The sequence below is a fragment of the Acidimicrobiia bacterium genome, assembly GCA_036271555.1.
GTDB lineage: Bacteria > Actinomycetota > Acidimicrobiia > IMCC26256 > PALSA-610 > DATBAK01.
Window position 1 is genome coordinate 25945 of sequence record DATBAK010000087.1, and the last position, 23285, is coordinate 49229.

General features: G+C 69.2%; 19 protein-coding genes and 1 tRNA gene. 7 read left to right on the forward strand and 13 right to left on the reverse strand.

The window, feature by feature from the left end; genetic code table 11:
* Positions 1–255 precede the first annotated feature (255 nt).
* Together VH914_20180 and VH914_20185 are read left to right on the forward strand one after the other, a co-directional pair.
* Entirely contained in the window at positions 256–1233 is a 978-nt protein-coding gene (locus tag VH914_20180) for a phosphotransferase (GenBank protein HEX4493532.1), read from the forward strand.
* Between the two features lie 211 nt (positions 1234–1444).
* Positions 1445–1897 carry a DUF6174 domain-containing protein gene (locus tag VH914_20185; GenBank protein HEX4493533.1) on the forward strand — a complete coding sequence of 151 codons (453 nt, stop codon included), beginning with the start codon at positions 1445–1447 and terminating at the stop codon, positions 1895–1897.
* A gap of 160 nt (positions 1898–2057) precedes the next feature.
* Here VH914_20185 and VH914_20190 read toward each other — a convergent pair whose 3' ends face one another.
* Positions 2058–3149, reverse strand: coding sequence for a Gfo/Idh/MocA family oxidoreductase (locus VH914_20190; protein ID HEX4493534.1), 1092 nt, complete (start codon positions 3147–3149; stop codon positions 2058–2060).
* Between the two features lie 145 nt (positions 3150–3294).
* Between VH914_20190 and VH914_20195 the strand changes: the two genes are divergently transcribed.
* From VH914_20195 to VH914_20205, 3 genes are all read left to right on the forward strand, one after another.
* Complete coding sequence (locus VH914_20195) at positions 3295–5505, forward strand: IPT/TIG domain-containing protein (GenBank protein ID HEX4493535.1); 2211 nt, start codon at positions 3295–3297, stop codon at positions 5503–5505.
* A gap of 73 nt (positions 5506–5578) precedes the next feature.
* A tRNA-Gly gene (locus tag VH914_20200) sits at positions 5579–5649 on the forward strand.
* 734 nt (positions 5650–6383) lie between these two features.
* Complete coding sequence (locus VH914_20205; protein ID HEX4493536.1) at positions 6384–7145, forward strand: hypothetical protein; 762 nt, start codon at positions 6384–6386, stop codon at positions 7143–7145.
* A gap of 165 nt (positions 7146–7310) precedes the next feature.
* On the opposite strand, the gene VH914_20210 is transcribed toward VH914_20205, so the two are convergent.
* A complete protein-coding gene (locus VH914_20210) occupies positions 7311–8045 on the reverse strand; it encodes a hypothetical protein (GenBank protein HEX4493537.1) in 735 nt (244 codons plus the stop codon).
* Between the two features lie 377 nt (positions 8046–8422).
* Here VH914_20210 and VH914_20215 point away from each other — a divergent pair, with 377 nt between their 5' ends.
* Both VH914_20215 and VH914_20220 read left to right on the forward strand, forming a co-directional pair.
* Positions 8423–8884, forward strand: coding sequence for an N-acetyltransferase (locus VH914_20215; GenBank protein ID HEX4493538.1), 462 nt, complete (start codon positions 8423–8425; stop codon positions 8882–8884).
* Positions 8885–9006: 122 nt separating this feature from the next.
* Positions 9007–9657 (forward strand): hypothetical protein, encoded by a 651-nt coding sequence (locus tag VH914_20220; GenBank protein HEX4493539.1) that lies wholly within the window; start codon positions 9007–9009, stop codon positions 9655–9657.
* Between the two features lie 10 nt (positions 9658–9667).
* Here VH914_20220 and VH914_20225 read toward each other — a convergent pair whose 3' ends face one another.
* The 11 genes from VH914_20225 to VH914_20275 all read right to left on the reverse strand — a co-directional run bounded on the left by VH914_20225 (position 9668) and on the right by VH914_20275 (position 23267).
* Positions 9668–10966: a trypsin-like peptidase domain-containing protein gene (locus tag VH914_20225; protein HEX4493540.1), complete on the reverse strand. Its 1299-nt coding sequence runs from the start codon at positions 10964–10966 to the stop codon at positions 9668–9670.
* Between the two features lie 234 nt (positions 10967–11200).
* Entirely contained in the window at positions 11201–12481 is a 1281-nt protein-coding gene (locus VH914_20230; protein ID HEX4493541.1) for an amidohydrolase family protein, read from the reverse strand.
* Positions 12482–12609: 128 nt separating this feature from the next.
* The gene (locus VH914_20235) at positions 12610–14058 is read right to left on the reverse strand and encodes an FAD-dependent monooxygenase (protein HEX4493542.1); all 1449 of its coding nucleotides are present in this window, start codon (positions 14056–14058) and stop codon (positions 12610–12612) included.
* A gap of 116 nt (positions 14059–14174) precedes the next feature.
* On the reverse strand, positions 14175–14708 hold the full coding sequence (locus VH914_20240) for an SRPBCC family protein (protein ID HEX4493543.1): 534 nt from the start codon (positions 14706–14708) through the stop codon (positions 14175–14177).
* Between the two features lie 45 nt (positions 14709–14753).
* Positions 14754–15110, reverse strand: coding sequence for a YciI family protein (locus VH914_20245; GenBank protein ID HEX4493544.1), 357 nt, complete (start codon positions 15108–15110; stop codon positions 14754–14756).
* A 77-nt stretch (positions 15111–15187) separates the two neighbouring features.
* Positions 15188–16216, reverse strand: a complete 1029-nt coding sequence (locus VH914_20250; GenBank protein ID HEX4493545.1) for a nucleoside hydrolase — start codon at positions 16214–16216, stop codon at positions 15188–15190.
* A 16-nt stretch (positions 16217–16232) separates the two neighbouring features.
* On the reverse strand, positions 16233–17504 hold the full coding sequence (locus VH914_20255) for an ABC transporter substrate-binding protein (GenBank protein ID HEX4493546.1): 1272 nt from the start codon (positions 17502–17504) through the stop codon (positions 16233–16235).
* The gene (locus VH914_20260) at positions 17491–18222 is read right to left on the reverse strand and encodes an ABC transporter ATP-binding protein (protein HEX4493547.1); all 732 of its coding nucleotides are present in this window, start codon (positions 18220–18222) and stop codon (positions 17491–17493) included. Before VH914_20260 ends, VH914_20255 begins: the two co-directional genes overlap by 14 nt.
* A complete protein-coding gene (locus tag VH914_20265) occupies positions 18219–21005 on the reverse strand; it encodes a branched-chain amino acid ABC transporter permease/ATP-binding protein (protein ID HEX4493548.1) in 2787 nt (928 codons plus the stop codon). Before VH914_20265 ends, VH914_20260 begins: the two co-directional genes overlap by 4 nt.
* A gap of 115 nt (positions 21006–21120) precedes the next feature.
* The gene (locus tag VH914_20270) at positions 21121–22383 is read right to left on the reverse strand and encodes a cytochrome P450 (protein ID HEX4493549.1); all 1263 of its coding nucleotides are present in this window, start codon (positions 22381–22383) and stop codon (positions 21121–21123) included.
* Positions 22380–23267 carry a thioesterase family protein gene (locus VH914_20275; GenBank protein HEX4493550.1) on the reverse strand — a complete coding sequence of 296 codons (888 nt, stop codon included), beginning with the start codon at positions 23265–23267 and terminating at the stop codon, positions 22380–22382. Before VH914_20275 ends, VH914_20270 begins: the two co-directional genes overlap by 4 nt.
* Positions 23268–23285 lie beyond the last annotated feature (18 nt).

A 23285-nucleotide genomic window follows, 5' to 3' on the forward strand; every position in this document is an offset into this window, starting at 1 on the left:
GGCGCGGTGGCGCCGTGATCCGGCGATCCGGGTCGCTCGGTGTGGCCGCTTGCCGCGGATAGGGGATGGCAGCACGCGGCGTCAGGTTGAGGGCGAGCGTTCAATCGGGGACGCGTGCAGACCGGCTCGCGCCTTTTACCGGCTGTAGGTATCCCATCGATCTGAACCGCGGCCGCCCATTACGGTCCTGGCCGTGACGACGTCGATGGGCGACGCCCGCGGGCACGTCGTCTCCGGCGGCTCGTTGTCCGAGCGATGAAAGAGCCCGAGACGGAGACACACTGGCTCGACGAGCACCGCGACCCGACCGAGGCTGCCGTCGTCCGGTCCTTGGCCGCACAAGTCGTCGCGCAGCACGGCGGCGATCTGAACCGGATGCGTCGGGCTCTCGGGATGTCGAACGCGACCTGGGTCGGGGGCGGCCTGGCCATACGGATTGCGAACACGCCACTCGTCGACGCCATGGCCGCCGAGGTCGCACTCGTGCGAGCTCTCCCGCCCGAAGTCGGACACCCGAGGATCCTCGGGGCGGGCACGACCGGGGGTCACGACTGGATCGTCACCGAGGAGGTCCACGGCCAGAACCTGCACGAGGAGTGGTCCACGCTGACACTCGAGGAGCGGCGACGAGCCATCCGCCAGCTGTGGGCACGCGTACGGGTCGTGCACGACGCGACCCCCTCGCTCCGTCTGCTCGTCGGATCGGAATCGGGCTTCATACCAACGCCGGATGACGCCACGGCCGCGGCCGTTCGCGTCAGTGCTGCGTTGGGTCTGACCGACGTGCAGCGGTCGCGGCTCCACGAGATCATCGGCGCCTACTACCGAGCCGCGCCGGTCGTCGAGCAGGTCGTCAACCACGGCGACCTCGCGCTGATGAACGCCCTGTGGGACGGCGAGGTCGTCGCGCTCCTCGACTTCGAGTTCGCCGTGCTCGGCCCGGTCGAGATCGACCTGTGTCGGCTGGTGTGCGAGGCCCTCGTGTCCGAGGACGGACACAGCACCGACCCGGATGCCGTCGGTGTCGCGTTCGCGATCGCAGCTCGCGACGGGGATCCAGTGCACGGTCGCGCGCTGCTCCACGGCGCGGCGGTGCTCGACCAGCTCCGCGACCTCGAAATCTGGCTCGCCCGCGCCCGGACCGAAGACCGGTTCGAAGACTGGCGCCCGGACCGGCTGCTCACCGGCCTCCTCGACGCGGACGGCGGCTACCTCGCACCCGCGCTCACCTGAGTTGCGGAGGCGGCGCCCCCTCTGGCTCAGAGTCGCACCGCTTCGAGCCCCGAGCCCAGGGGTTGTCTCGATCGTCGAGCCTGAGCGCGGTGGCGGCGAGGCGACGCGAAGCAGAGGTCGCCCGTCTGAGCGTGTCTGGAACCGCAGCAAGCGAGTGCGAGAAGGTGCGCTTCCATGGAACCAACCGGTGGGGCGCGTCGTCCGAGTGCACATGCGTCGAATCTCGTTGGTCGTCGTCGTCGCCGCGCTCGTCGGCGCGGGCGGTTGGTACGTCGGTCACGCGGTCTCGCGATGCCCTGGTTGTCACACGCTCGATGCGCACCAGGCGACGTGGCGGTCGCAACACCTCGTCGACTACTCGTACGTCTACGAGGAAGGCGGCATGGCCTGTTGCGATCGCGTGCGTGTGACCGTGCACGCGGGGCGCGTCACGCACACCGAGGTGCTGCACGAGCTCTATCCGCGCGCGAAAAAGCCGACGGTCGACGACGTGTTCTCGGCGGCGCGGCACGAGATGCACGTGGCCGACGGCGTGACCGTGCAGTACGACAACCGGTACGGCTTCCCGATGTCGGTGAACGTCGATCCGAACGATCACGCGATGGACGACGAATGGGGCTTCCGGATCGAGCAGTTCCGTCGGCTGACGCCGGCGAACGCCTGAGCCGGCGCGCCGAGAGTCGGCACACCGGCCTCGCACCTCTTCCTGGTATGCCGTTCCCTCGCCACACGCGCGAATCGCGCGTACCAGGCCGCGGGCACGTACCAGTCGGCCGAACGGCGACCGGTCGCACGACGCGCGCGAGCTCGGATCGCGCGTCGGCTCAGCGCAGCGACGCGGGATCGACTCCCGTGCCGCCGGCTTCGCTGCTCGCGTACGCCGCGAGCGCGAAGCGCAACACGTCGACCGCCTCCGCACCACCCCACAGCAACGGACCCTCGCCGGTGTGCAACCACCGGAGCCAGTGACGACCTGAATCGCGGAAGCTGCTCGCCCAGTCGTCGTCGAGCGCGTGGTACGAGCGCATCTCACCGTCGGCATAGACGTCGAGGCTCGGCTGCTGGATGCCGCGGCCGGTGCAACGGTTGACGCGCGCGTATCCCTGCCGACCCGTCACCTCCCAACGCTCGTCGTTCGTGTAGTAGTCGGAGCGCAGGTACATGTCGGTTGCGATCGTGATGTCCCACACGCCGCGCACGCCGTTCGCGTGCTCCCACAGGATCGTCGTCGGCGCGTCGATCGCGAATCCGGGCACCACTTCCGTCGCGCCGATCCACGCGCGCACCTCGCGCAGCGGACCGAAGAGCCACAGCGCGGTCGCAAGCTTGTGCCAGCCGTCGTCGAACACGAGGACCCCGCGCCCGTCACGCATCTGGCGGACCTGCCACTCGTAGCTGCTCATCGGCACGTCCCAGCCGCCGCGGCCGCTGCCGACCATCTTCATGTGGTAGCCGCTCACGGTGCCGAGCTCGCCCGACTCGACCGTTGCCTTCAGCTTCCGCAGCGGCTCGTAGAAGAGGTAGTTCTCCATCACGCGCAGCACGCGGTCGTTGGAGGCGGCCGCGTCGAGCATGCGCTGCGCGCTCGCGAGGTCGTTGCACATCGGCTTCTGCAGGTTGACGTGCCAGCCCGCGTCGAGCAGCTCGATCACGCCGTCGACGTGCAGCGGGATCGGGAGCAGGCATTCGACCGCGTCGACCTCGAGACCACTTGCGATCAGCTCGGCGACCGATGCGAACGTGCGCGCCGCGGTCCAGTCGGCCTGCCGCTGCGAGCGCCGCTCCTCGCTCGGGTCGACGAGCGCGACCACCTCGACGTCCGGGTTGTCGAGGTAGGCGCGCACGTTCAGGTCGTAGATGCGACCGAGCCCGATGAACGCAGCGCGCACCGGACGGTCGTAGGGCGTGAAGCTCATGTGCGGAAATATGCCGCGCCCGGCGCCCGCCTGACCAAACGCGTGATCAGGTCACCGTGAACTGCGCCGCGCGCTTGACAAGTGCACGTCCGCGCAAGACGCTTCGTCGTTTCTCCGACACGGTGGGCTCCAGCAAGGACGGACGATGAGCACACGGACGCGTCGATCGGGTCGGCTGATGTTCTGGACGACACTCGCGAGCCTCAGCACCATCGCGGTGGTGATCGCGCCGGTCGCCGCGGCGAGCGCCGCCGCGAGCTCCGCGGTCTCTGCTCTGACGGTCACGATCTCGCACCCGAGCGCCGCGGCCGGCGCGCTCACGACGTACGCGGTGCACTTGAAGACGTCGGCGTCCGGCGGCCTGTCGGGCGACGCGGGCGACACCATCACGGTGACGTTGCCCGCCGGCACGTCGCTCACCGGCTTCCACGGCGGCGCGCTCCTCGACGGTACGACACAACTCGGGGGCTGCCTCGTCGACGCTCCGACGGTCGTCAGCTGTTACGTCTACAGCGGTTCGAACGTGCCCGGGGGCGACAGCATCACCCTGGATATGAACGGCGTCACGAATCCGACCGCGCCCAAGACGACGTACAAGCTCACCGTCAGCACCACGTCCGACACGACGAAGGTCACGTCGCCCGCGTACACCGTCGTCGCCGCACACGCCCTGTCGAATCTCACGGCCACGAACGCGGCGCCGACGACCGCGGCCGGCGCGCTCACGACCTACCGCGCCACGTTCAAGACTTCGGCGACGGGCGGGATGGCCGGCGACACGGGCAGCATCATCGCGATCACGCTGCCGCCCGGCACCACGGTCGCCGCGTTCCACGGCGGCGCGATTCTCGACGGCGCGACGCAGGTCGGCGGATGCCTCGTTCCCGACACCACGAAGCCCGTCGTCGACTGCTACGTCTACAGCGGCGCGACGACCGCCGCGGGCGACACCCTCACGACCGTCCTCAACGGCATCACCAATCCGACCGCACCCAAGACGACGTACAAGCTCACGGTCAGTACCACGTCGGACCCGACGACGATCACGTCACCGAGCTACAGCGTGGTCGCGGCGCACGACCTCGCGAACCTCACGGTCGCGATCGCAGCGCCGTCGTCGTCGGCGAAGGCGCTCACGACGTACGCGGTCGCGTTCAAGGCGTCGGCGACGGGCGGGATGGCCGGCGACACCGGCAGCCTCATCAACATCACCCTGCCGTCGGGCACGTCGATCGCCGACTTCCTCGACGGCGCCGTGATCGACGGCGCGACGCAGGTCGGCGGCTGCCTCGTTCCCGACACCACGAAGCCCGTCGTCCAGTGCTACATCTACGCCGGCGCGACGACCGCGGCCGGCGACTCGATCACGGCCGACCTCAACGGCGTGACCAACCCGACGACCGCGAAGGCGTACAAGCTCACGGTCAGCACGACATCCGACGACACAGCGATCACGTCGCCGAGCTACACGGTCACCGCGATCTCGGGCATCACGACCGCGAGCGTCGCCCCGAGCTCGACGGTGACGAAGGCCTCGAACGTCACGTACGTCGAGTCGTTCAAGGCGACGACCGGGCTCGCCGGCACGACGGGCAGCACCGTGACGGTCGCGCTCCCGGCGGGCACGGGCGTGACCGGTTTGGCGCCGGCCAGCGGGATCTTTCACGGCTCCACACAGACCGGCGGCTGCCAGGTCGACCACGCGACGGTCGTGGTGTGCGAGGTGTACAGCGGCACGACCGTCGCCGCGGGCGCGACGGTCACCGTCAAGCTCGTCGGGCTGAAGAACCCGGCGACGAGCGGCCCCTACACCGCGAAGCTCTCGACCAGCTCCGACACGATCGTCCGGTCGATCACGTACTGCATCGTCGCCGCGGGCGTGCCGTGCATCGCGAACGTCAAGCCCGCGAGCGGCGCGGTCGGAGCCGCGGTCACGATCACGGGATTGAACCTCGCGCACGCGACCGCGGTGAAGTTCCACGGCGTCGCCGCGACGATCACGACCGATTCGGCCACGACGATCACGACGAAGGTGCCCGCGGGCGCGAGCACGGGGACGATCACGGTCACCACCGCGGGCGGTGTCGCGACGAGCCCGACCGCCTTCACGGTGATCCCGCCGCCGAGCATCACGAGCTTCGCTCCGCATTCGGGCCGCGTCGGCACTCCGGTGACGATCTCCGGACACGACCTCGAGAACGCGTCGAGCGTCACGTTCAACGGTGTCACCGCGTTGATACAGACCGACTCGGCCACGACGATCACGACGAAGGTGCCCGCGGGCGCGACGACCGGGAAGATCAGTGTCCGCACGCCCGGCGGAACGGCGACGACCGCCAAGTTCACGGTGACTTGACGGGGTTTCCAAGATCTCGCGCGCACACCGACGGCGGCGGAGACACGAGCACCGCGGGTTACGCTGCCCTGCCGCGGGTGTAGCTCAATGGCAGAGCCCCAGCCTTCCAAGCTGGTCATGCGGGTTCGATTCCCGTCACCCGCTCTTGCGATAGTGCCCGGTTTCATTGATATTTTCGAAGCGGGCATTCAGCGGACGGTTGGCCATCCCGCGCCAACCCGGCCAAGTTTCGCGAGAGTGCTGAAGGGTCTCTGACGCGCGACGGCCCCGCGAAGGACTGAAGCCGAGGTCGGGCTTCGGGTCGGAACGCCCGCGCCGTAGTTCCAGATCACAGGCTCGCGCGGCAGGTTCATCGAGCAGACGGCCGACCCGACGTCGGGTACGCAACCGTGACGCAGAACTGCGCGAACGCGTGATGAAACGGTCGGTGGCCCGGCGCATTCTTGGTCACAGGTCTCGGATAGTCCGAGGACAACCTCGAATCGGATGTTGAGGTCGACCATGCGTGTCTTCCTGTTTGTCGTCGTCACGGTGGCCGCCGTGCGCGCGGCTCTCACTGTGGCACGCGCCATTTCAGGCGCCCGTCTCAACCACGCGCTCCGCGCTCTGGCCCCGACGGCGGAGGATGTCGCAGCAGTCATGTCGGAGACTCGTGCCGACGCTCCGCCGATGACATATGCCGCCGCGGGGAGGTCATGGGAGCCGAAACCATCACCCGGCGGTTCGAGGATCCTTCCGACGACAGCGTGACCGCCGGCAGAGCGAACGCCACATCACACGTCGCCACTCGCGGTCGGAAGAGTCACAGGCCGCGCTCAGAGTCCTCACATCCCTGGGGCTCACAGTCTCAGAGTTGCACGAGTAGGAAGAAATCCACCATGAACGATCTCGAACGGACCAGTTCTCACGAGGCGGTCGCCACGCCTCGGCCGCGGCGACCGTTGTCGAACCCAAGGCGCGGATGGATCGCCGCTGCGTCGATGTGTGCCGTGGTCGCGCTGCTCGCCGGTTGCGCCACGTCCTCTTCGGCGAATGCAACGGCTCCCTCGACAACCGCGACGTCGTCCGCGACCCCGGCGGGTGGCCGGGCATCCAACGCTCGGTCTGGACCGGCCGCCGGCGGAGCATCCGGCACCGTCGACACCGTGACCGCGTCGGGCTTCACCATGACGACATCCGCCGGTCAGAAGGTCACGGTGAACGAGGCATCCCAGACGACATATCAGAACGGGACGACTTCAACGGCGGCGGACGCCGTTGCGACGGGCGAAAGCGTCGTTGTGCTCGGGACGACCAGCGGAACAACCATTGCGGCGACACAGGTCGCCGTCGAACCGACGAACGGTGGTGGAGCGGCCGCTTCCACTTCGGCAGGGGTCATCCCGTTCCAGCGCGGCGCGACGACCACGTCAAAGCAGGTCGGTCGGATCCCCGCGGGTTACACCGAGGGGTCGGGGACGATCGTCAGCGGAACCACAGCGAACAAGGCGACGGAAGCCGCCCTGTCCGCCTACCCCGGTGGCGTCGTCGACCGGGTTGTGAAGCTGAGCAACGGCGAGTACGAGGTGCACTACATCGGCGTCAACTGGCCGCACCACATCTTCGTCGACCAAGACTTCAACGTCGTCGGCGCCAATTAGCCGTGACAAGGCGGGACGTTGGCCCTGGCGTCATGGTGTTGGGTGATCCTCCGACGGATCGAGCCTGCGACGAGGCAAGGAACGGGCCTTGCGGCTCCTGCACTTCTCGATGACAGCGACCTGTTGCACCACGACCGCACGTGAGCGCCGCTGGGCCCGCGGTGATCAGAGGGCTGCGCCGGTGTGTGACTCCGAGGGCTGAGACTCCGGCGCTCGCGGTTCGGACCACAACGCGTAACCCAGCCACGCGAGAGCCAATCCCACCGGTATCGCGATTTTCGGTTGAGACGCGCGAGGCAGCAACGCGGCCACGGGCGACAACGCGGTCCCAACCGCGAGCAGCGCGCCTCCCCAGCGAGGGAGGATGCCGGCGCGGAACGTCGCGATACCGAACAGCAGGCCGCCGACGATGTAGACGGGTCCCGACAGCGTCCACAATGTCGGCAGGGCGGCGAGGTTGATCTTGCTCCCGCCACCGTTGAACATTGCCATCCAGCTCTGCACGAACGCCGGCTGCGTGGTCGCGACACGGGGCAGGATGAAGGCTTCGACGAAGCTGAAGCCCATGATGATCATGAGCCAGAGGTTCAACGCGACGTAGCCGACGAGACCGAGCCCGCCCGTTCGTTCGGCTTGCCGGGCGTAGAGACCCGCCAGGCCGAGTACTCCGAAGAAGCACATGGCGCAGGCGAGAACGTGCACGACCGCCCAACGGGTACTGGTGACGGCCGCGACGACGTTCGGCGGATGGAAGATCCCGACCAGCACGTAGCAGACTCCGGCGAGCAGGGCCGACACGCCTGCCCAGCGGATGAGATCGACACGGGCGATCTTGATCTCTCGACCGACCGTCGCCTGTGACTTGCCCGTCGGGCTCTGCTTCTCGAACGACAACGTCATGCTCGCTCCTCTACATCGCGTACATCGCGGTCGACGGCGGGCTCGGCGCGCGCATGCGGCGTCGCAGTGCCGACGCGATCGGGATCACCACGACGACGGTGATCAGAGACGGAGGCCGGCGTTCTCCGCGAGGACGCGCGCCGCCGGCGCCCTCCGAGAACCCCCACCGTGGCTCCTCACGTCGAGACGACTGAGAGCCACATCCCCGCTCGACCGGGACGGTGTCCGAGCGCACAACGTGCGATCGTCTGCGACGGTACCGGAGGTTCACTCCCACCACCAGGAGCTCGCGCGCGCGAGCCGGTCGTTCGTCGGCAGCGGGGCGTGACCGCATGATGTCGTAGCGACGCGGGCAGAGCAGGCAAGCTGTGCTCTCCATGTCGTCGAATGCTTTCGTCCCACCGGAGTTCGCGGTTCCGACCGAGGCGCACTTCGGTGATCATCTCCATCTGGTTCCGCTCGGCCCGCAACACAACGACGCCGACTACGCGGCGTGGACATCGAGCATCGACCACATCCGGGCCACGCCGGGATTCCGCAAGGGCTCGTGGCCGCGTCCGATGTCACCCTCGGAGAATCTGGGAGATCTCGAGCGGCACGCCGACGATTTCCGACTTCGTCGAGGCTTCACCTACACCGTCCTCGATGCCGACGACGCGGTGATCGGATGTCTCTACATCTATCCCTCGAAGGACGAACGCGTCGACGCCGCGGTGCAGTCATGGGTTCGTGCCGACCGAAGCGAGCTCGATCGACCGCTCTACGACGCGGTGAGCTCTTGGCTCCGCAGTGATTGGCCGTTCGACGTCGTCGCGTACCGCGAACGCACCGCGGAGTAGTCCGCCGACGACCGGCGACGAGCACCGCGCGCACGACGGACGGTCTCTACAATCCCGCGGCAATCAGGCGTGTCGGTCGGGGCAGTGTCACGCGCCGCGCTTCGTCATTCATGGAGGAAGACATGCGCAAGCCAAGTGCCAAGGTGTTCGTCGTCGCGCTGGTGGGCGCCGCGGTGTTCGGGTCCTTCGTTGCGGGTCGGCTGAACCCCGCGGCCGCCGCTGCTCACGGAGCGTCGCGCGCCCTGTCGGTGACGCCCGGATGGGAGTGCGTGCCCTCGGCCGTGGGGCAACCCGTCCTCTCGGGCGGGACCGCAGCGACGCCGTCGTGCGGCGCCGGGTCGACGCCCGTGCTCGCGCCCACGTTCGTGTCTTCGGGCGTCGGTGGGAAGCCCACCGTGCAGTTCTCGGCGGTGAACGTGCAGATCCTCTCGGGGTCGGGTTCGACCGGCGGACCCGTCAACGGTGAGGGCAATCTCATCGTGGGCTACGGCGAGAACCCGGGCGGGCGCCGGCAGACCGGTTCGAACAACCTGATCGTCGGTTCCGCCAACGGGTGGACGAGTTTCGGCACGATTGTCGGCGGCTACTCCGATCAAACGACCGGTCCGTACGCGTCCGTGGTCGGAACCAAGAACACGGCCTCCGGGCATTCGAGCTTCGTTGCCGGACAGCAGAACAAAGCCTCGGGACGGTCGTCGTCGGTGCTCGGCGGTGACGGCAACGCCGCCACGGCGAACTGCCAGTCGATCCCCGCGGCGCCGGGAGTCTGCTGAGCGAGCTCGATCAGGCGACGCCGTCGGTGAGCGCGACCGTCGCGTGGTGGCTGACGCCGTTCGCGTCCTGCCACTGCACGGTGACGTGATCACCGACGTGCGTCGCGTCCATCGCGACGTTCAACGCGCTGACCGAACCGACATCCGTGCCGTTCAGCGCGGTGATCGTGTCGCCCGCGGTGATGCCGGCCTCCGCGGCAGCCGAACCCGACTCGACCTCGGCGACGTATGCGCCGCCGCCGTTTCCGGTCTGCACGCCGACGCCGAGAATTCCGTGCTCGCCGAGGTGGACGGTGGAGCTCGTGTTTCCGGCCTCGATCTCGTGCACGACCGAGAGCGCGCTCTCGATCGGGATCGCGTACGCCTCGCCGGACGTGCTGTACGACACCGTGCCGTTGCCGGCCCACGCAGCCGTGGTCATCGCCACGACGCGACCACTCGTGTCGGCCACCGCGCCGCCGGAGTCACCCGACACCGCGGGCGCGGACATCTCGATGAGACCATTCAACGTCTCGGCGTCGTAGCCGGTCTCGTCGGACGCGGTGATCGTCCGGTTCGTCGCCGTGACCGCGCCCTCGACGACCGACGGCGTACCGCCCTGGCCGTACGCGTTCCCGATCACGACGATGCTCTGTCCGGTGCCGACATCGGAGGCGCCGCTCGTCGTGATCGTGGTGAGTCCCGACACGTCGGCGACCTTCAACAGTGCGACGTCGCGCGACGCGTCGTATCCGACCACCGTGGCCGAGTACGACTTGCCGGTGGTGACGAGCTGCACATGGACGCTCGTCGCGCCGGAGATGACGTGATAGTTCGTGAGGATCTCGCCGTCGGACGTGATGACCATGCCCGTCCCCAGCGCTTCGCCGTCGGCGAGCGTCGAGGTGACGTCGACGATCGCGGGGTCGACCTTCGACGCAACCTTCGCCGCGGCCGCCGATGCCGTGCTCGACGAACCCGAGCTCGAAGTGCTCGAGGACCCGGTTCCGGTCGCAGACCCGAACCCGCCGAAGTTGCCTCCGAACGATGAACCGCCGCCGTTCGTGTTGTTGAACGCGGGGACGGCAACCGACGACGAGCCACTCGCGCTCGTCGCGCTCGTCGGCTTGCGCCGGCCGACCAGATAGCCGGTACCCGACGCGACGAACACCAGGACTGCGACCACCGCGGCGAAGGCGCCGGACGCGCCGAGCGAGCGCGAGCGCGCCGTCGACGGGGGCGGCGCATCCGCGGTCGTGCCGTCGTTCGCGCTGACTTCGTCGGCGCTGGCTTCGTCGGCGCCGGCTTCGTTCGCACTGACTTCGTTCACACTGGCTTCGTTCGGGGCTTCGTTCGAATCCATGAGGCTGTCCTTTCGATGTGCGGACAGCATCGCCACCGCACATCAGCGTCAGCCCCGAGGAAGTTGTGAACTGTGCGAGAGTCCGATCACCGCCGACCGTCACGGTCGCGGCGCGACCGAACTCGCGACGGCGACCGCGTCGAGAGTGCGCGCCCGCCCCTTCCGCGAACGAGGACGACGCGGGTCAGGACAACCCGTCGCCTACAGCGCGGCCGAGTCCATGTCGGCGGACATCCCCTTCTCGTCCCCCGCGACGTAGCCGCGCGCGAGACCCTGGCTCGGGTTCTCCGGCATGGTGCGCAGCGGCTCCGCGAGCTCGGCGACCGTCGGGCCGACTTCGGCGGCGAGTCCGACGAGCGCGTCGAGGTCGAAGTCGTAGAGCTCCGCCGCGTTCGTGGCGAGGATCTTGTGCTTCACGTCGGGGGCGAGCTGGTAGAAGCGTGAACGGATGGCCTCGCGCGAGTGCGGGAACGTGCCCTCGTCGTGCGGGTAGTCGCTGCCCCACATGAAGCGGTCCTGACCGACGAACTCCATCGCCCGCGCGTCGGCCATACCGGGCTGGCTCACACCCATCCAGCAGCTCTGGTGGAACGCCTCGGTACCGAGGAGCTGACCGGTGCGCTCTTCGTCGGTGTAGCGGATCTCACCGACGGAGCCACCGCCGCGAATCGACTTCAGCATCGCGTCGAGGTGCGCGAGCAGCCCGGGCAACCACGCGCAGCCGTTCTCGGTCATCACGAACTTCAGGCGCGGGAAGCGGTCGAACACACCCGACAGCACGAGCTGCACGAACGGGCGCTGCGAGTAGAAGCCCGCTTCCATGATGTAGAGCAACATCGACACGGGGTACTTGCCGTAGTCGGGCACGCCGGTGCCGCCGTGCGCGTTGACCGGGATCTCGAGGTCTTCGAGCACCTTCCAGAGACGGTCGTACGCGGGGTCGTAGAGCGGCTTCACCCACTTCACGTCGGGCGGGATCGCGGGCAGGAGGACGCCGCCGCGCAGACCGTTCTCCTTGATCCAGATCGCGTCCTCGATCGCGTCGTCGATGTCGTTGAGGAAGATCTGACCGACACCGGCGCGGCGCTCGGGAAACTCCGCGCACCAGGCCTTCAGCCACCGGTTGTGCGCGCGGATCCCTGCGAGGCGGTGGTCGTACTCCTCCGGCGGAGGCGGCGGCGCGAACAGCACGAAGCTCGGGAAGAACGGCGGCACCGTGTTCGGGAACACGACTTCGCCGACGATCCCGTCGGCCTCCTGCTGGGAGTTGCGCATCTCGCTGTCCCAGTTGCGGAGCCGCCGGTTGTCGCCGGGGGCGAGGTCCTTGTACGGGTTCTTGTACTTGTTGCGCCAGGCGTCGAAGTCCTCGAGGTACGCGGAGTCGAGGTACTCGCGGTACGTGGCGTGCGAGGCACCCGCGTGGCAGTCCGACGAGATGATCGTGAAGTGGTCGTCGGGCGCGGTCGGCGCGGCGATCGTCATGTGTCGAGACCTTCCGTCAAGTCTTCAAGTTCTCTTTCACGTTCTCTTTCACGTTCAGTGCGCTCGGCGGGCCAGAGTAGGCGCCGGATCGGCGACCGGGTCGAGTCCGCCGAGCTCCTGGCCACCTCCTACCCGAACCAGGTCGTGAGCGCGCACGGCAGCCCGGGATCGCCGAGATCACCCGCGAACGCGACGTAGCCGTCCGGCCGGATCAGCACCGCCGCGGGCGCCGCGACCTCACCGAGCACCGGCAGCTGCCACGCGCCGTCGTACGTCGCATCGACGACGCGGACGCGCGGCCACGGCGAGCTGTCGAAGCCACCCGATGCCGCGAGATCGAGCAGCACGGGCCGCGCGTCGTGCAGGAGGCTGAACACGCGCGTCGCGCCGCCGGCCCTTTGCAGGTCGAGGTCGGGCATGCGCCGGCCGACCAGCGGGTGCCCGTCACCGAGGTCGTAGTGGATGTCGAGACCGGAGAGCATTCCCGCGAGGTGCCGGCGCGGCTCGTCCAGGCCCAGTACCTCCCCCAATACGGCGCGCAGCGCGTCGTGACGATCGTCGGGCGTGCCGATCGCGATCATCGCCATCGTGCTCTGCAACACGCGCGCACCGACGGGATGCCGTTCGGCGTGGTACGTGTCGAGCAACGCGTCGGAAGCTGCGCCGTCGATCACTTGCGCGAGCTTCCAGCCCAGGTTCACCGCGTCCTGCACACCGACGTTCAGGCCCTGACCGCCCTGCGGCGGATGCACGTGCGCGGCGTCGCCCGCGAGCAGCACGCGATCGCGGCGGTACGACGCGGCCTGGCGGGTCAGGTCGGTGAAGCGCGAGATCCACGTGGGGCTGTGCACGCGAAAGTCGGTGCCGTACGCGGCGACGAGCGCGACGCGCAGATCCGGCAGTGTCGGATCGGCGTCGTGCTCGACCCGCTTCTCCTTGAGCACGACGCCGTACGGACTACCGCCGTTCACGCGGTCGACGGGACCGATTCCTCCGCCCTCGCGGCGCACGCCGATCTCGGGCTCGTCGTCCATCTCGACCTCGGCGATCATCCAGCTCGTCGTCGGATCCCACCCGACGAAGTCGATCCCCGCGGCCTTGCGGACCACGCTGCGACCGCCGTCGCAGCCGACGAGGAACGTACTCCGCAGCGCCGTGCCATCGGACAGCTCCACGTCGACGCCGTCGGCGTCCTGCGCGCAGCCCGTCACCTCGCGCTCGCGCAGGAACGGGACTCCGAGCTCGACCACCCAGGCCGCGAGGATGGGCTCGAAGTCGCGCTGCCAGAGCCCGAGCAGATAGTTGTGGCGCGTCGGGAAGTCGGTGATGTCGAGCGCGACGCCCGCGAAGCCGACCTTCGGATATTGCTGACCCGCGGCGACGAACCGTTCCGCGATCCCCCGCTGATCGAGCACTTCGATCGTGCGCGCGTGCAGGCCGCCGGCGCGCGATCCGTCGAGCTCCTGCGTCGCGCGTCGTTCGACGACGACCACGTCGACACCGGCGAGCGCCAGCTCCCCCGCCAACATGAGTCCGGTCGGGCCACCACCGGCGATCACCACTGCGTGCTCCGTCATCGGCGCTCCTCGCGAATCGACTCCACGAACGCGCCATGGTCAGCACGCGCGAGCCGCTTGCGGCAAGCCCCCTCGCGCCCGTTACGCTTGTGGTGGCGGGCGATCAGCTCGGTCGATCAGGCCGACTTCGAGCTCCGCGCCGCCAGGCCCTGTTCGATGCCCGCCTTCACGAGGCGGTCGTTGTCCTTCGACAGGTAGCGGTGCACACGCGCCTCGAGCAGCCACCGCATGACCGGGTTGAACACGTGATAACGCTCGGTGAAGTACACGCGCGTGCGCCCGTCGGGGAGGCGCTCGAGCCGGTGCTCACCTTCGGCGCGCGACCACAACGGCTTCCCGATCGCGAAGTACTTCGCCGACTCGTTCGGCACCACGTCGGTCACGTGCTCCCACGACTGCGCGACGCCTCCGCTGAAGAGGTACTTCGGCACGCGGAAGAAGCAGTGCCGAACGAGGCCGCTCCCGTCCTCGTCGCCCTCGTGCACGATCTCGATCGTCACCGCGCCGTGCCGGATCGTGCGCACGATCGGACCGAACTCGCCCACCGCGCGCGCCTCGTCGGCGCGACGCGCGGGTGGACGTCGATGCATCACCGCCCAGATCTCCTCGGGTGACGCGTCGATCTCGAACGAGTACTTGTGTTCCTGCACGCCGGGGACGTTACGCGGCGGCGCGCAACCGCCGCGGCCGACCGCCTACCAGTACGTTGCGACGGGACGGATCTCGACCGCGCCGCCGTGGCGCGCCGCGGGGATGCGCGCCGCGAGCTCGACCGCGGCGTCGAGGTCGTCGGCTTCGAACACCACGTAGCCGCCCGCGCCTTCACTCGGGTACGGCCCCTCGCGGCGCACGGCCTTGCCGTCCTTCACCTGCACGGTCGTCGCGTCCGCGGCCAGGCCGAGCGGAAGGCCCGGCTCGACGCCCGGCGTCTGGTTGAGCGCGGCGTAGTCGCGGTAGATCGCCTTCTGCTCGTCGTCGGACAACGTCGCCCACGCTTCGGGATCGGTCGGGAGCGGGGTCGTGCCCTGATAGATGATCAGCACGTACTGCATGGTTCCTCCGGTTCGTCGGTTCGCCCCCATGACCCGGCGGACGCGACGAACGTGACCGACTCACGCGCGTCGGGAGATCAGGCCGCCTTCGCGCCCACGGCCAGGAGCGGATCGATGAACGCGTTCAGAGCGTTCTGCTCGGCGAGGTGCACGTAGACGTCGTCGGGTCGTGTCGACTGCGCCTGCCAGCTCAGCCCGCCCTTCGCGTTGAGCACCGCCGCACCGCCCCGACCCAGCTGCGTGAAGACGCGAGGAACCGCTCCGATCGCGTAGAGCAGGGTGGGCGCGTCCCAGTCGCCGTCGCGCGGCGCGCCGCAGCCGAACAGCTGCTGATAGACGACGCGCATCGGGTTGTTCGCGGGCGCGGCCGTGCACAACGACGAACCGACGCGGGTTCCGATGCCGTCGAGACCGTCGACCCACGCGATCGGCGTCGGCCATCCGCGCCCGCCGACAACGACACGCGCGGCCGCGAGGTCGAGCTTCTGGTTCGTGGCGGGCGCGCCGCCGCCGGGGAAGAACCCGTCCTCGATCACGAGTCGCTCGACCTTCTGCACCACCAACGCGCGCGCCGAGGTGAGCAGACCGGCGAGGTTCGTGTACGCGCCGAGCGCGACGACCGTGACGCTGTGGTCCGGTTGCGCGGCGAGCAATCGACGGTAGAGCGCGACCGCGTCGGGCACGTCGGCGCTGTCGCGAATCGTGTGCGGCAGCCGTGCCGCGACCGCGTCGCTGTAGCCGTGCGGCGCGGTGTCGGCCGCGCTGTGCGCGACCGCGCCGAGCGGGATCGCCGCGTGCCCGTACGCGGTGTCGATCGCGTCGATCGCCGCGACCGCGACGGGGTTGCGGATGTCGGACCCGATGCCGAGCACGTTCACCTTGCCCTGCTGCATCAACACGTTCGCGAGGCCGAGCGCGGTCGCGTCGTCCCACCAGCGCGAGAGGTCGGTGTCGATGATCACCGCGGGACCCGACGCGCGCGGCCCGGCGCTCGTGGTCGTCGTCACGCGCGGCGGTCGCGGGCCGGACGACGACGATCCCGACGTGCAGCCGGCCAGCGCCACCGCGACGACGAGCGTCACCACGACGGCCACGCGCGACTGCACGTCGCGATCCTGACACTCAGCCGCCGGCACCGCTCAGGTCCGGCGGCTTCAGAATGTCGATGAACCCGTCGCTCAGGACCTTGTACTTACCGTCCTCGATCTGCAGCACCGCGACCTTGCGGGTGAACACCCGGAACGACGCGAGGTCGGGCACCTCGGGGATCGCGTTCTTGCGGAAGTCGTAGGGCGCCATCTCCGGTCGATCGACGGGATGGTTCACGACCGCGTCGACCACGCTCGCGGAATCGAGCGACTGGATCACCGACGGACCCGCGGCGAGGAGCGCGCCCTCGAGCTTCTTCACGTTCGACCACGACGTCACCGTGCTGAAGTCGACGTTGGGATCGTCAGGGTTCTTGCCGTCGGCTTCCATGTCGGCGCGGAACTCCTGGATGCCCTTGTTCGCCGTGTCGGTCGGCGGCAACGTCTCGCTCACGACGAGCACGCCGTTCGCGGCGTCGCCCATGTCCTTGAGGTTCTCGGGCGTGATCACGCCACCGGGCACCACGAGGTCGTGGTTCTCCGGCGTGATCCCTTCCTGCGCGAGCGCGTTCACGACGACGACGGGGTTGAGCGGCAGCATGCCGACCGCGTCGTCGTTCTTCTGCGACACCTCGGCCGCGATCGGCGCGAAGTCGGTTGTGTCCTGCGGGTAGTAGATCGGGTCGACGTGGACCTTGAGCAGCTTGGCCATCTTCACGATGAGGTTGCCCGCGAACTGCAGCGTGGGCGTGTCGGGCAGCATCAACACCGACGACTTCTTGCCGCGCGCCTTGATCGCCGACGTGCCCGAGATGCCGAGCGCGATGCCGTTGACCGACGAGTACGCGTCCTTGTTCGTGAGCTCGAAGGGCGACGTGCCGTTCACGAAGACCGCGGGCAGCTTCGACGCGGTGACACCGTCGTCGAAGCTGCCGATCGAGCCGAGGATCGCGAGCGAGCCGTCGGACCCGGCCTTGCGCCCGCACGCGAGGTTCGCGTTCGTGTCGTCCTTGTCGTCACAGATCGTCACCTGCAGCGGACGGCCGAGCGCGCAACTGCGGTTCACCGCGTCGACACCGGCCTGAAGCCCGGCCTTCGAGCGGTCACCGCCGGTGCCGAGCGGTCCCGACAACGCGATGATCGACGTGAACTTGAGCGGCGCACCGGGACACGGCTTCGACGTCGCGGTGGTGCCCGACGCGCCGTTCGACCCGCCCTTCGAGCCGCTGCTGCCACACGCGGCCGCGCAGAGCGCGAACGCCGTGATCACGCACGCGCCGGTGCGTGCCCTGCTACGTCGCTTCATGAGCTCGCTCCCCCGAATGGCCGTTGTCGGATGTGCCCGAACGCAGGTACGCGTCCTGGATGTCGTCGAGACGCGCGACGAGATCGCTCGCCTTGCCCTCGAGCGCGATCGTTCCCCTCGTCATCACGAGCACACGGTCGGCGACCTGCAGCGCCTTGTGGATGTGCTGCTCGACGAGCAAGACCGCCATGCCCTCGTCGGCGGCCGCGCGCACCGCACGCAGCAACCGGTCGACGATCATCGGCGCGAGCCCGAGCGACAGCTCGTCGACGAGGAGCACGCGGCACTCGCGCGCGAGACAGCGCGCGAGTGCGAGCATCTGCTGCTGGCCGCCCGAGAGCAGTCCGACGCGCCGGTCGAGGTGCGGTTCGAGCTCGGGGAACAACTCGAGCGCGCGCCCGAGGTCACCGCGGCTGACGCGCAGGTTCTCGCGCGTCGTGAGGCGCATGAGAACCGAACGCTCCTGCGACACCACACCGAGCCCTTTGCGCGCGCGCAGGTGCAGTGGTGCATCGGTGCGCGTGCCGAACATGCGCACGTCGCCGCCCAGCGCGCGCAGCTCACCCGACAGGGTCGAGATCGTCGTCGTCTTGCCGGCACCGTTCGGCCCGAGCAGCGCGACGACCTCACCGGCATCGACGTGGAGATGGAGGTCGCGCACGATCTCGACCTTGCCGTAGCCGGCGCGCAGGCCGTCGGCCTCGAGGACCGCGGTCACGACGCACTCCCTCCCGCGGGCTGGAGGCTCGCGACCTCTTCGGTGCCGAGGTACGCCTCGATGACGCGCGCGTCGTGACTGATCGCGTCGGGCGTGCCCTCCGCGATCGTGCGGCCGAAGTCGAGCGCGACGATGCGATCGCACGTCTGCAGGATCAGCGGCACGTCGTGCTCGACCACGAGCACACCGATCCCCCGCTTGCGCGCCATCGCTCGGATGGTGCGCCCGAGCTCGGCCGACTCGTTGGTGTCGAGGCCGGCGGCGGGCTCGTCGAGCAGCAGCACGGCGGGCTCGGTGACGAGCGCGCGCGCGATGCCGACGAGTCGCGACACACCGTGCGGCAGCGACGACGGGCGGACGTCGAGCACGGCGTCGAGTTGGAAGTCGGCGACGACCTCGTGCACGAGCGCGGTCGGTCCGGGCCGACCGGGGTGCACGAGATCGATGAGGTACCGGCGGCGCGATTGGTCGTCGGCGGCGACGAGCAGGTTCTCACGCACGCTCATCTCCTCGAACAGCTCGACCGCCTGCCACGACCGCACGATCCCGGCGCGTGCGCGGCGCTCGACCGACCAGCGGTCGATGCTCGCGTCGCCGAAGCGCACCGAGCCGCCCGACGGCGCGGTGAACCCGGTGATCACGTCGAGGATCGTCGTCTTCCCCGCGCCGTTCGGTCCGATGAGTCCCACAACTTCGCCGGGTTCGATCGCGAAGCTCACGCGGTCGACCGCGACGACGCCACCGAAGTTCACGACGAGGTCGTGCACGGCGAGCGTCACCGCGTCGCGGTGTGGGCGCGGCGGCGCGAGCGGCGGGTCGCTCGTCGCGCGCGGGAACCGCAGCCCTTCGTAGACGCGCCGCAGCGTCGACGAGCGCTCCTCCGCCTGCTGCACCCCGCGCGACCAGAGCGCGGAGACGCCGTCGGGCGCCTGCCGCAGCACCGAGATCGCGCCGAGACCCGAGATCACCGCGAGCCACGAGATGATGTCGGTACCGGACGGCACGATCTTCTGGAAGATGACGTTGCCGAGCGCCGTGGGCGCGCCGGTCGCGCTGGCGATGCCAGAGACCCACGCGAGGCCACCGACGACCGCGTACTGGATCAGCAATACCGAGCCGAACACGTCGTACTGCCCGAGCTCGACGTTCGTCTGCCGCATCGACAGCAACACGCCGCCGAGCGCCGCCATCGCCGCCGCGACCGCGAAGGCATACACCTTCGCGGCAACGACGTTGACACCGAGCGACGCGGCCGCGCGCTCGTTGCTCCGCACCGCGAGCAGGCGCGCGCCGGCGCGGCCGCGGCGCAGATTCGCGACGACGAGCGCGGTGAGCACCAGGAACACGAGGACGAGCGCTCCGTAGCGCTCGGGGTGACCGAGCGGGTCGAGGTCGATGCCCGCGAACGACACCTTCTTGATGGGCAGCCCCACGACACCGCCGGTGACCGCGCTGTTCGTGAAGACGAGCGCGCTGAACATCAGTGCGATCGCGAGCGTCGCGACCGCGAGGCTCGTGCCGCGCGTCCGGATCGCGGGCAACGCGACGACGACACCGACGATCGTGGTACCGACGACCGCGGCCACGAGCGCGGCCTCGAACGGCCAGTGGTCGGCCGACACGAGCCGCGCCGCCATCCACGCGCCCATCCCCGCGAGCGCGAACTGGCACAGCGAGAGCTGCCCCGCGAAGCCGGCGACGACGACGACCGAGCAGAGGATGATCGCGATCGCGAAGGTCGTGATGAGCGCGTCGTCCCACGTACGCACGCCGAGCAGCAGCACGACCGACATCACGACGCCCGCGACCGCCGGGATGAGCGGCACGGTGCCGTTGCCGGGCAGCGGCAGGCGCGCCAGAGTCTCCCCCCGCTGCAGTCGCGACCTTCCGGTCGCGATCATGAACACGAGGATGATTGCGAGCGGCACCGCCTGCACGAGCCCGGTGAGCGACGCCGCGTTCATGTGGAACGCGTTCGCGATGTCGGGCTGGAACAGGCCGATCTCGCTCTGCACGATGCCGATGCCGAGCGCAGCGAGCACCGTGATGCCGAACGAAGAGAAGCGCCCCACCAGTGCGGCTGCGAGTGCGGGCAGGATCGTGAGCGATAGCACGGCCGCGTTCAGCGTGATGATCGGCGCGAGCAGGATCGCCGCGAGCGCCGACAAGCCGCCCGCGATCGCGAAGTTCGCCATCTCGATGCGGTCGGCCGACCAACCCGAGCTCGCGGCGACTCGCCGGTTCTCCGCGACCGCCGACGTGACGAGACCGAAGAGCGTGCCCGAGTAGATGAAGCGCAGCACGACCGCGCACACGAGCGCGACGCCGATGAGCATCAACCGATCGCGACCGATCATGAGGCTGCCGAAGAGCGTGACGTTCTTCGACGGCAGCAACGACCGCGGCTGGCTGAACGCGAGGCCCCACCGCAGCACCATGAACGACTGGAACACGCTGAAGAGACCGAGCGTCGCGATGAGTCGCGCGAGCTGCGACGCGTCGCGCAGCAACGCCATCACGAGGTACGTGAGCAGCCCGAGCGCGACGCCGAGCAACAGCCCGAGCGTGACCGCGAGCCACGTCGGCCAGCCGCCGTCGCGCAGGTTGTAACAGATGTACGCGGCGATGCCGCCGAGCGCGCCGGCGCTGAAGTTGAGGACGCCGGACGTGCGGTAGACGAGGACGATGCCGAGCGCGACCAGCGCGGTCAGCGATCCGGTCGCGGCGCCGAGCAGCACGAACCGCAACGTCGACTGGCTCCACAGCGCCGTTGCGATCGCCATCTACGACGCGCGCTCCTCGCTCCCCCAGGGACGTGCCGCCGGGCCGAAAACATATCGTTGCTATTGCTCGGTGGCCAGGCTCTCCCGACGAATCGCCGCCGGTCGCGTCACATTGTCAATTCTGTTGACGAGCGGTGGGTGTGAACCGGACGGGCAGACGCTTCACGCCGCCGACGAGCGGGATGCCCATCGCGTCGAGCGGCACCAGCTCGCCTGCGACGTCGATGTCGGGCAGGCGCGTGAGCAGTTGACGGAAGGCGACTGCGACCTCGCGCCGGGCGAGGTGCGCACCGAGGCAGAAGTGCGGCCCCGGGCCACCGAAGCCGACGTGCGGATTCGGGTTGCGCACCACGTCGAAGCGCTCCGGTTCGTCGAACACGCGCGGGTCGCGGTTTGCGACGCCGTACAACAGCACGACCTTGTCGCCCGCCGCGAACTCGTGGTCGCCGACGCGCGTGGCCTTCGTCGCGGTGCGCCGCATGAACGTGACCGGCGACGCGACGCGCACGATCTCCTCGACCGCGCTCGCGGTGACGCCCTCGAGATCGTTCTGCCACAACCGGCGTTGGTCGGGGTTCTGCGCGAGCAGGTGCATGCCACGACTGATCGCCGTGCGCGTCGTGTCGTTGCCCGCGACCGCGAGCAGGATGAAGAACGGCGCGATCTCGTGCGGCGCCAGGATGTCCTCGTCGTTCTCCGCGTTCACGAGCGCCGACGTGAGGTCGTCGCGCGGCCGCTGGCGGCGCTCGTCGGCGAGCTCGTTCATCAACGTCGTGAGCTGGATGCCGGCTTCGAACATCGCGGTCATCGGCTCGCGACCGCCGAGCATGTCGGGGTCGCCGGCTCCGAGGATGACGTTCGTCGCCTCGAGCACCGTGCGGAACTCACTGCGCGGGATGCCCATCATGTCGCAGATGACGAGCAGCGGGAACGGCTGCGAGAGCGCCTCGACGAGGTCGACCTCGCCCTGCTCGCACATGCCGTCGATCACCTCGCGGCAGATCGTCTCGACCGAGTCGAGCACGGTCGCGAGCTGCCGGGGCGTGAACGACCGCGACACGATGCCGCGCTGGCGCGCGTGGCGCGGGTCGTCCATGTTGATGAACGAGCCGAAGAACTCGAGCGCCTCGGCCGGCAGGTCCGGGATCGAGACCGCGCCTTGTCCCGAGCAGAAGTCTTCCGGGCGGCGGCTGATCTCGACGACATCCGAGTAGCGCGTCGTCACGACGAACGTCTCGGTGAGACCCGACATCGGGTTGTCGAACGACGCGGGCAGAAACGCGTCGATGTCGCGGAGCTCCGCGAAGCGCGCCATGCGGTCCTCGAGCGGCTGGCGCCAGAACTGCGGGTCGACGAGCTCGGCAAATTCTTCGGTCACGATCCCCTCCTCGTCGCTTCGACGATCGATCGCCGCCACTCCTCCATCGCGGGATCGTCGGCGCTGTCGAACACGTGCGTCATGCTCGCGGTCTGGCTGCCGGTCGCGAGCAGCACACCGTCGCGCGACCACGCGGTGAACGATCCGTGCCCGTAACCATGCGACGCGACCTCGCCGCGCAGGTGCAGCAGCACCCACTCGACCGGCGGAACGCTCGCGAACCGCAGCGCGTTGTCGAGGCTGAAGCCTCCGCCGAGCTTGCCCGCGGCGCGCGCGATCGCACCCGGGATCATGTCGGCGACGAAGGCGACACCCGCGGCGGTCATCGTGCGAACCGGCGGCGTCAGGCGTGCCCAGAGCGCCATCGCGTGCGACTGCGGATCCTCGAGCGTCGCCTCACGGAACTCGAGATTGCGGTTGAAGCCGCGTTCGGCGAGCTCGGCGATCGCCGGTCCGCGATGCAACGGCGCGCTGGCTTCCGGCGCCGAGACACGCGGCATGTCGTCGTACTGCCCGGTGAGCCCGTTCGGGCGCGCGTGCGCGGTCGCACCGAGCGCCGTGAAGATGACGCGGTCGTCGACTCGCGCGACCACCTGCACCTGCGCGATGCGCTTGCCCGCGGCGACCGTGTCGGCGACGAGGTCGATGCGCTCACCGAGGTTCGCGTAGGCCACGAACTGCGTCGCCACCCACACCGCGTCGCGCTGGGTCGCGGCCTCCATGAGCATCACCGACGCGGCCGCGCCGGTCCCGCCGTAGAGCACGCCGTCGTGGCGCGTGAGATCCGGCGTGAGGATGAAGTGCGCGTGGCTGCGGTCCGCGCCGAACACGAACGGGATCAGCGCGAGGTCCGCGTCGTGCGGGTAGGTGTCGGCCGCGCGCATCGGCTGGGGAACGTAGCA

Coding starts and splice junctions, on each gene's coding strand:
- VH914_20180 (HEX4493532.1), top strand. CDS start 256: ATGAAAGAGCCCGAGACGGAGACACACTGGCTCGACGAGCACCGCGAC.
- VH914_20185 (HEX4493533.1), top strand. CDS start 1,445: ATGCGTCGAATCTCGTTGGTCGTCGTCGTCGCCGCGCTCGTCGGCGCG.
- VH914_20190 (HEX4493534.1), bottom strand. CDS start 3,149: ATGAGCTTCACGCCCTACGACCGTCCGGTGCGCGCTGCGTTCATCGGG.
- VH914_20195 (HEX4493535.1), top strand. CDS start 3,295: ATGAGCACACGGACGCGTCGATCGGGTCGGCTGATGTTCTGGACGACA.
- VH914_20205 (HEX4493536.1), top strand. CDS start 6,384: ATGAACGATCTCGAACGGACCAGTTCTCACGAGGCGGTCGCCACGCCT.
- VH914_20210 (HEX4493537.1), bottom strand. CDS start 8,045: ATGACGTTGTCGTTCGAGAAGCAGAGCCCGACGGGCAAGTCACAGGCG.
- VH914_20215 (HEX4493538.1), top strand. CDS start 8,423: ATGTCGTCGAATGCTTTCGTCCCACCGGAGTTCGCGGTTCCGACCGAG.
- VH914_20220 (HEX4493539.1), top strand. CDS start 9,007: ATGCGCAAGCCAAGTGCCAAGGTGTTCGTCGTCGCGCTGGTGGGCGCC.
- VH914_20230 (HEX4493541.1), bottom strand. CDS start 12,481: ATGACGATCGCCGCGCCGACCGCGCCCGACGACCACTTCACGATCATC.
- VH914_20235 (HEX4493542.1), bottom strand. CDS start 14,058: ATGACGGAGCACGCAGTGGTGATCGCCGGTGGTGGCCCGACCGGACTC.
- VH914_20245 (HEX4493544.1), bottom strand. CDS start 15,110: ATGCAGTACGTGCTGATCATCTATCAGGGCACGACCCCGCTCCCGACC.
- VH914_20255 (HEX4493546.1), bottom strand. CDS start 17,504: ATGAAGCGACGTAGCAGGGCACGCACCGGCGCGTGCGTGATCACGGCG.
- VH914_20265 (HEX4493548.1), bottom strand. CDS start 21,005: ATGGCGATCGCAACGGCGCTGTGGAGCCAGTCGACGTTGCGGTTCGTG.
- VH914_20275 (HEX4493550.1), bottom strand. CDS start 23,267: ATGCGCGCGGCCGACACCTACCCGCACGACGCGGACCTCGCGCTGATC.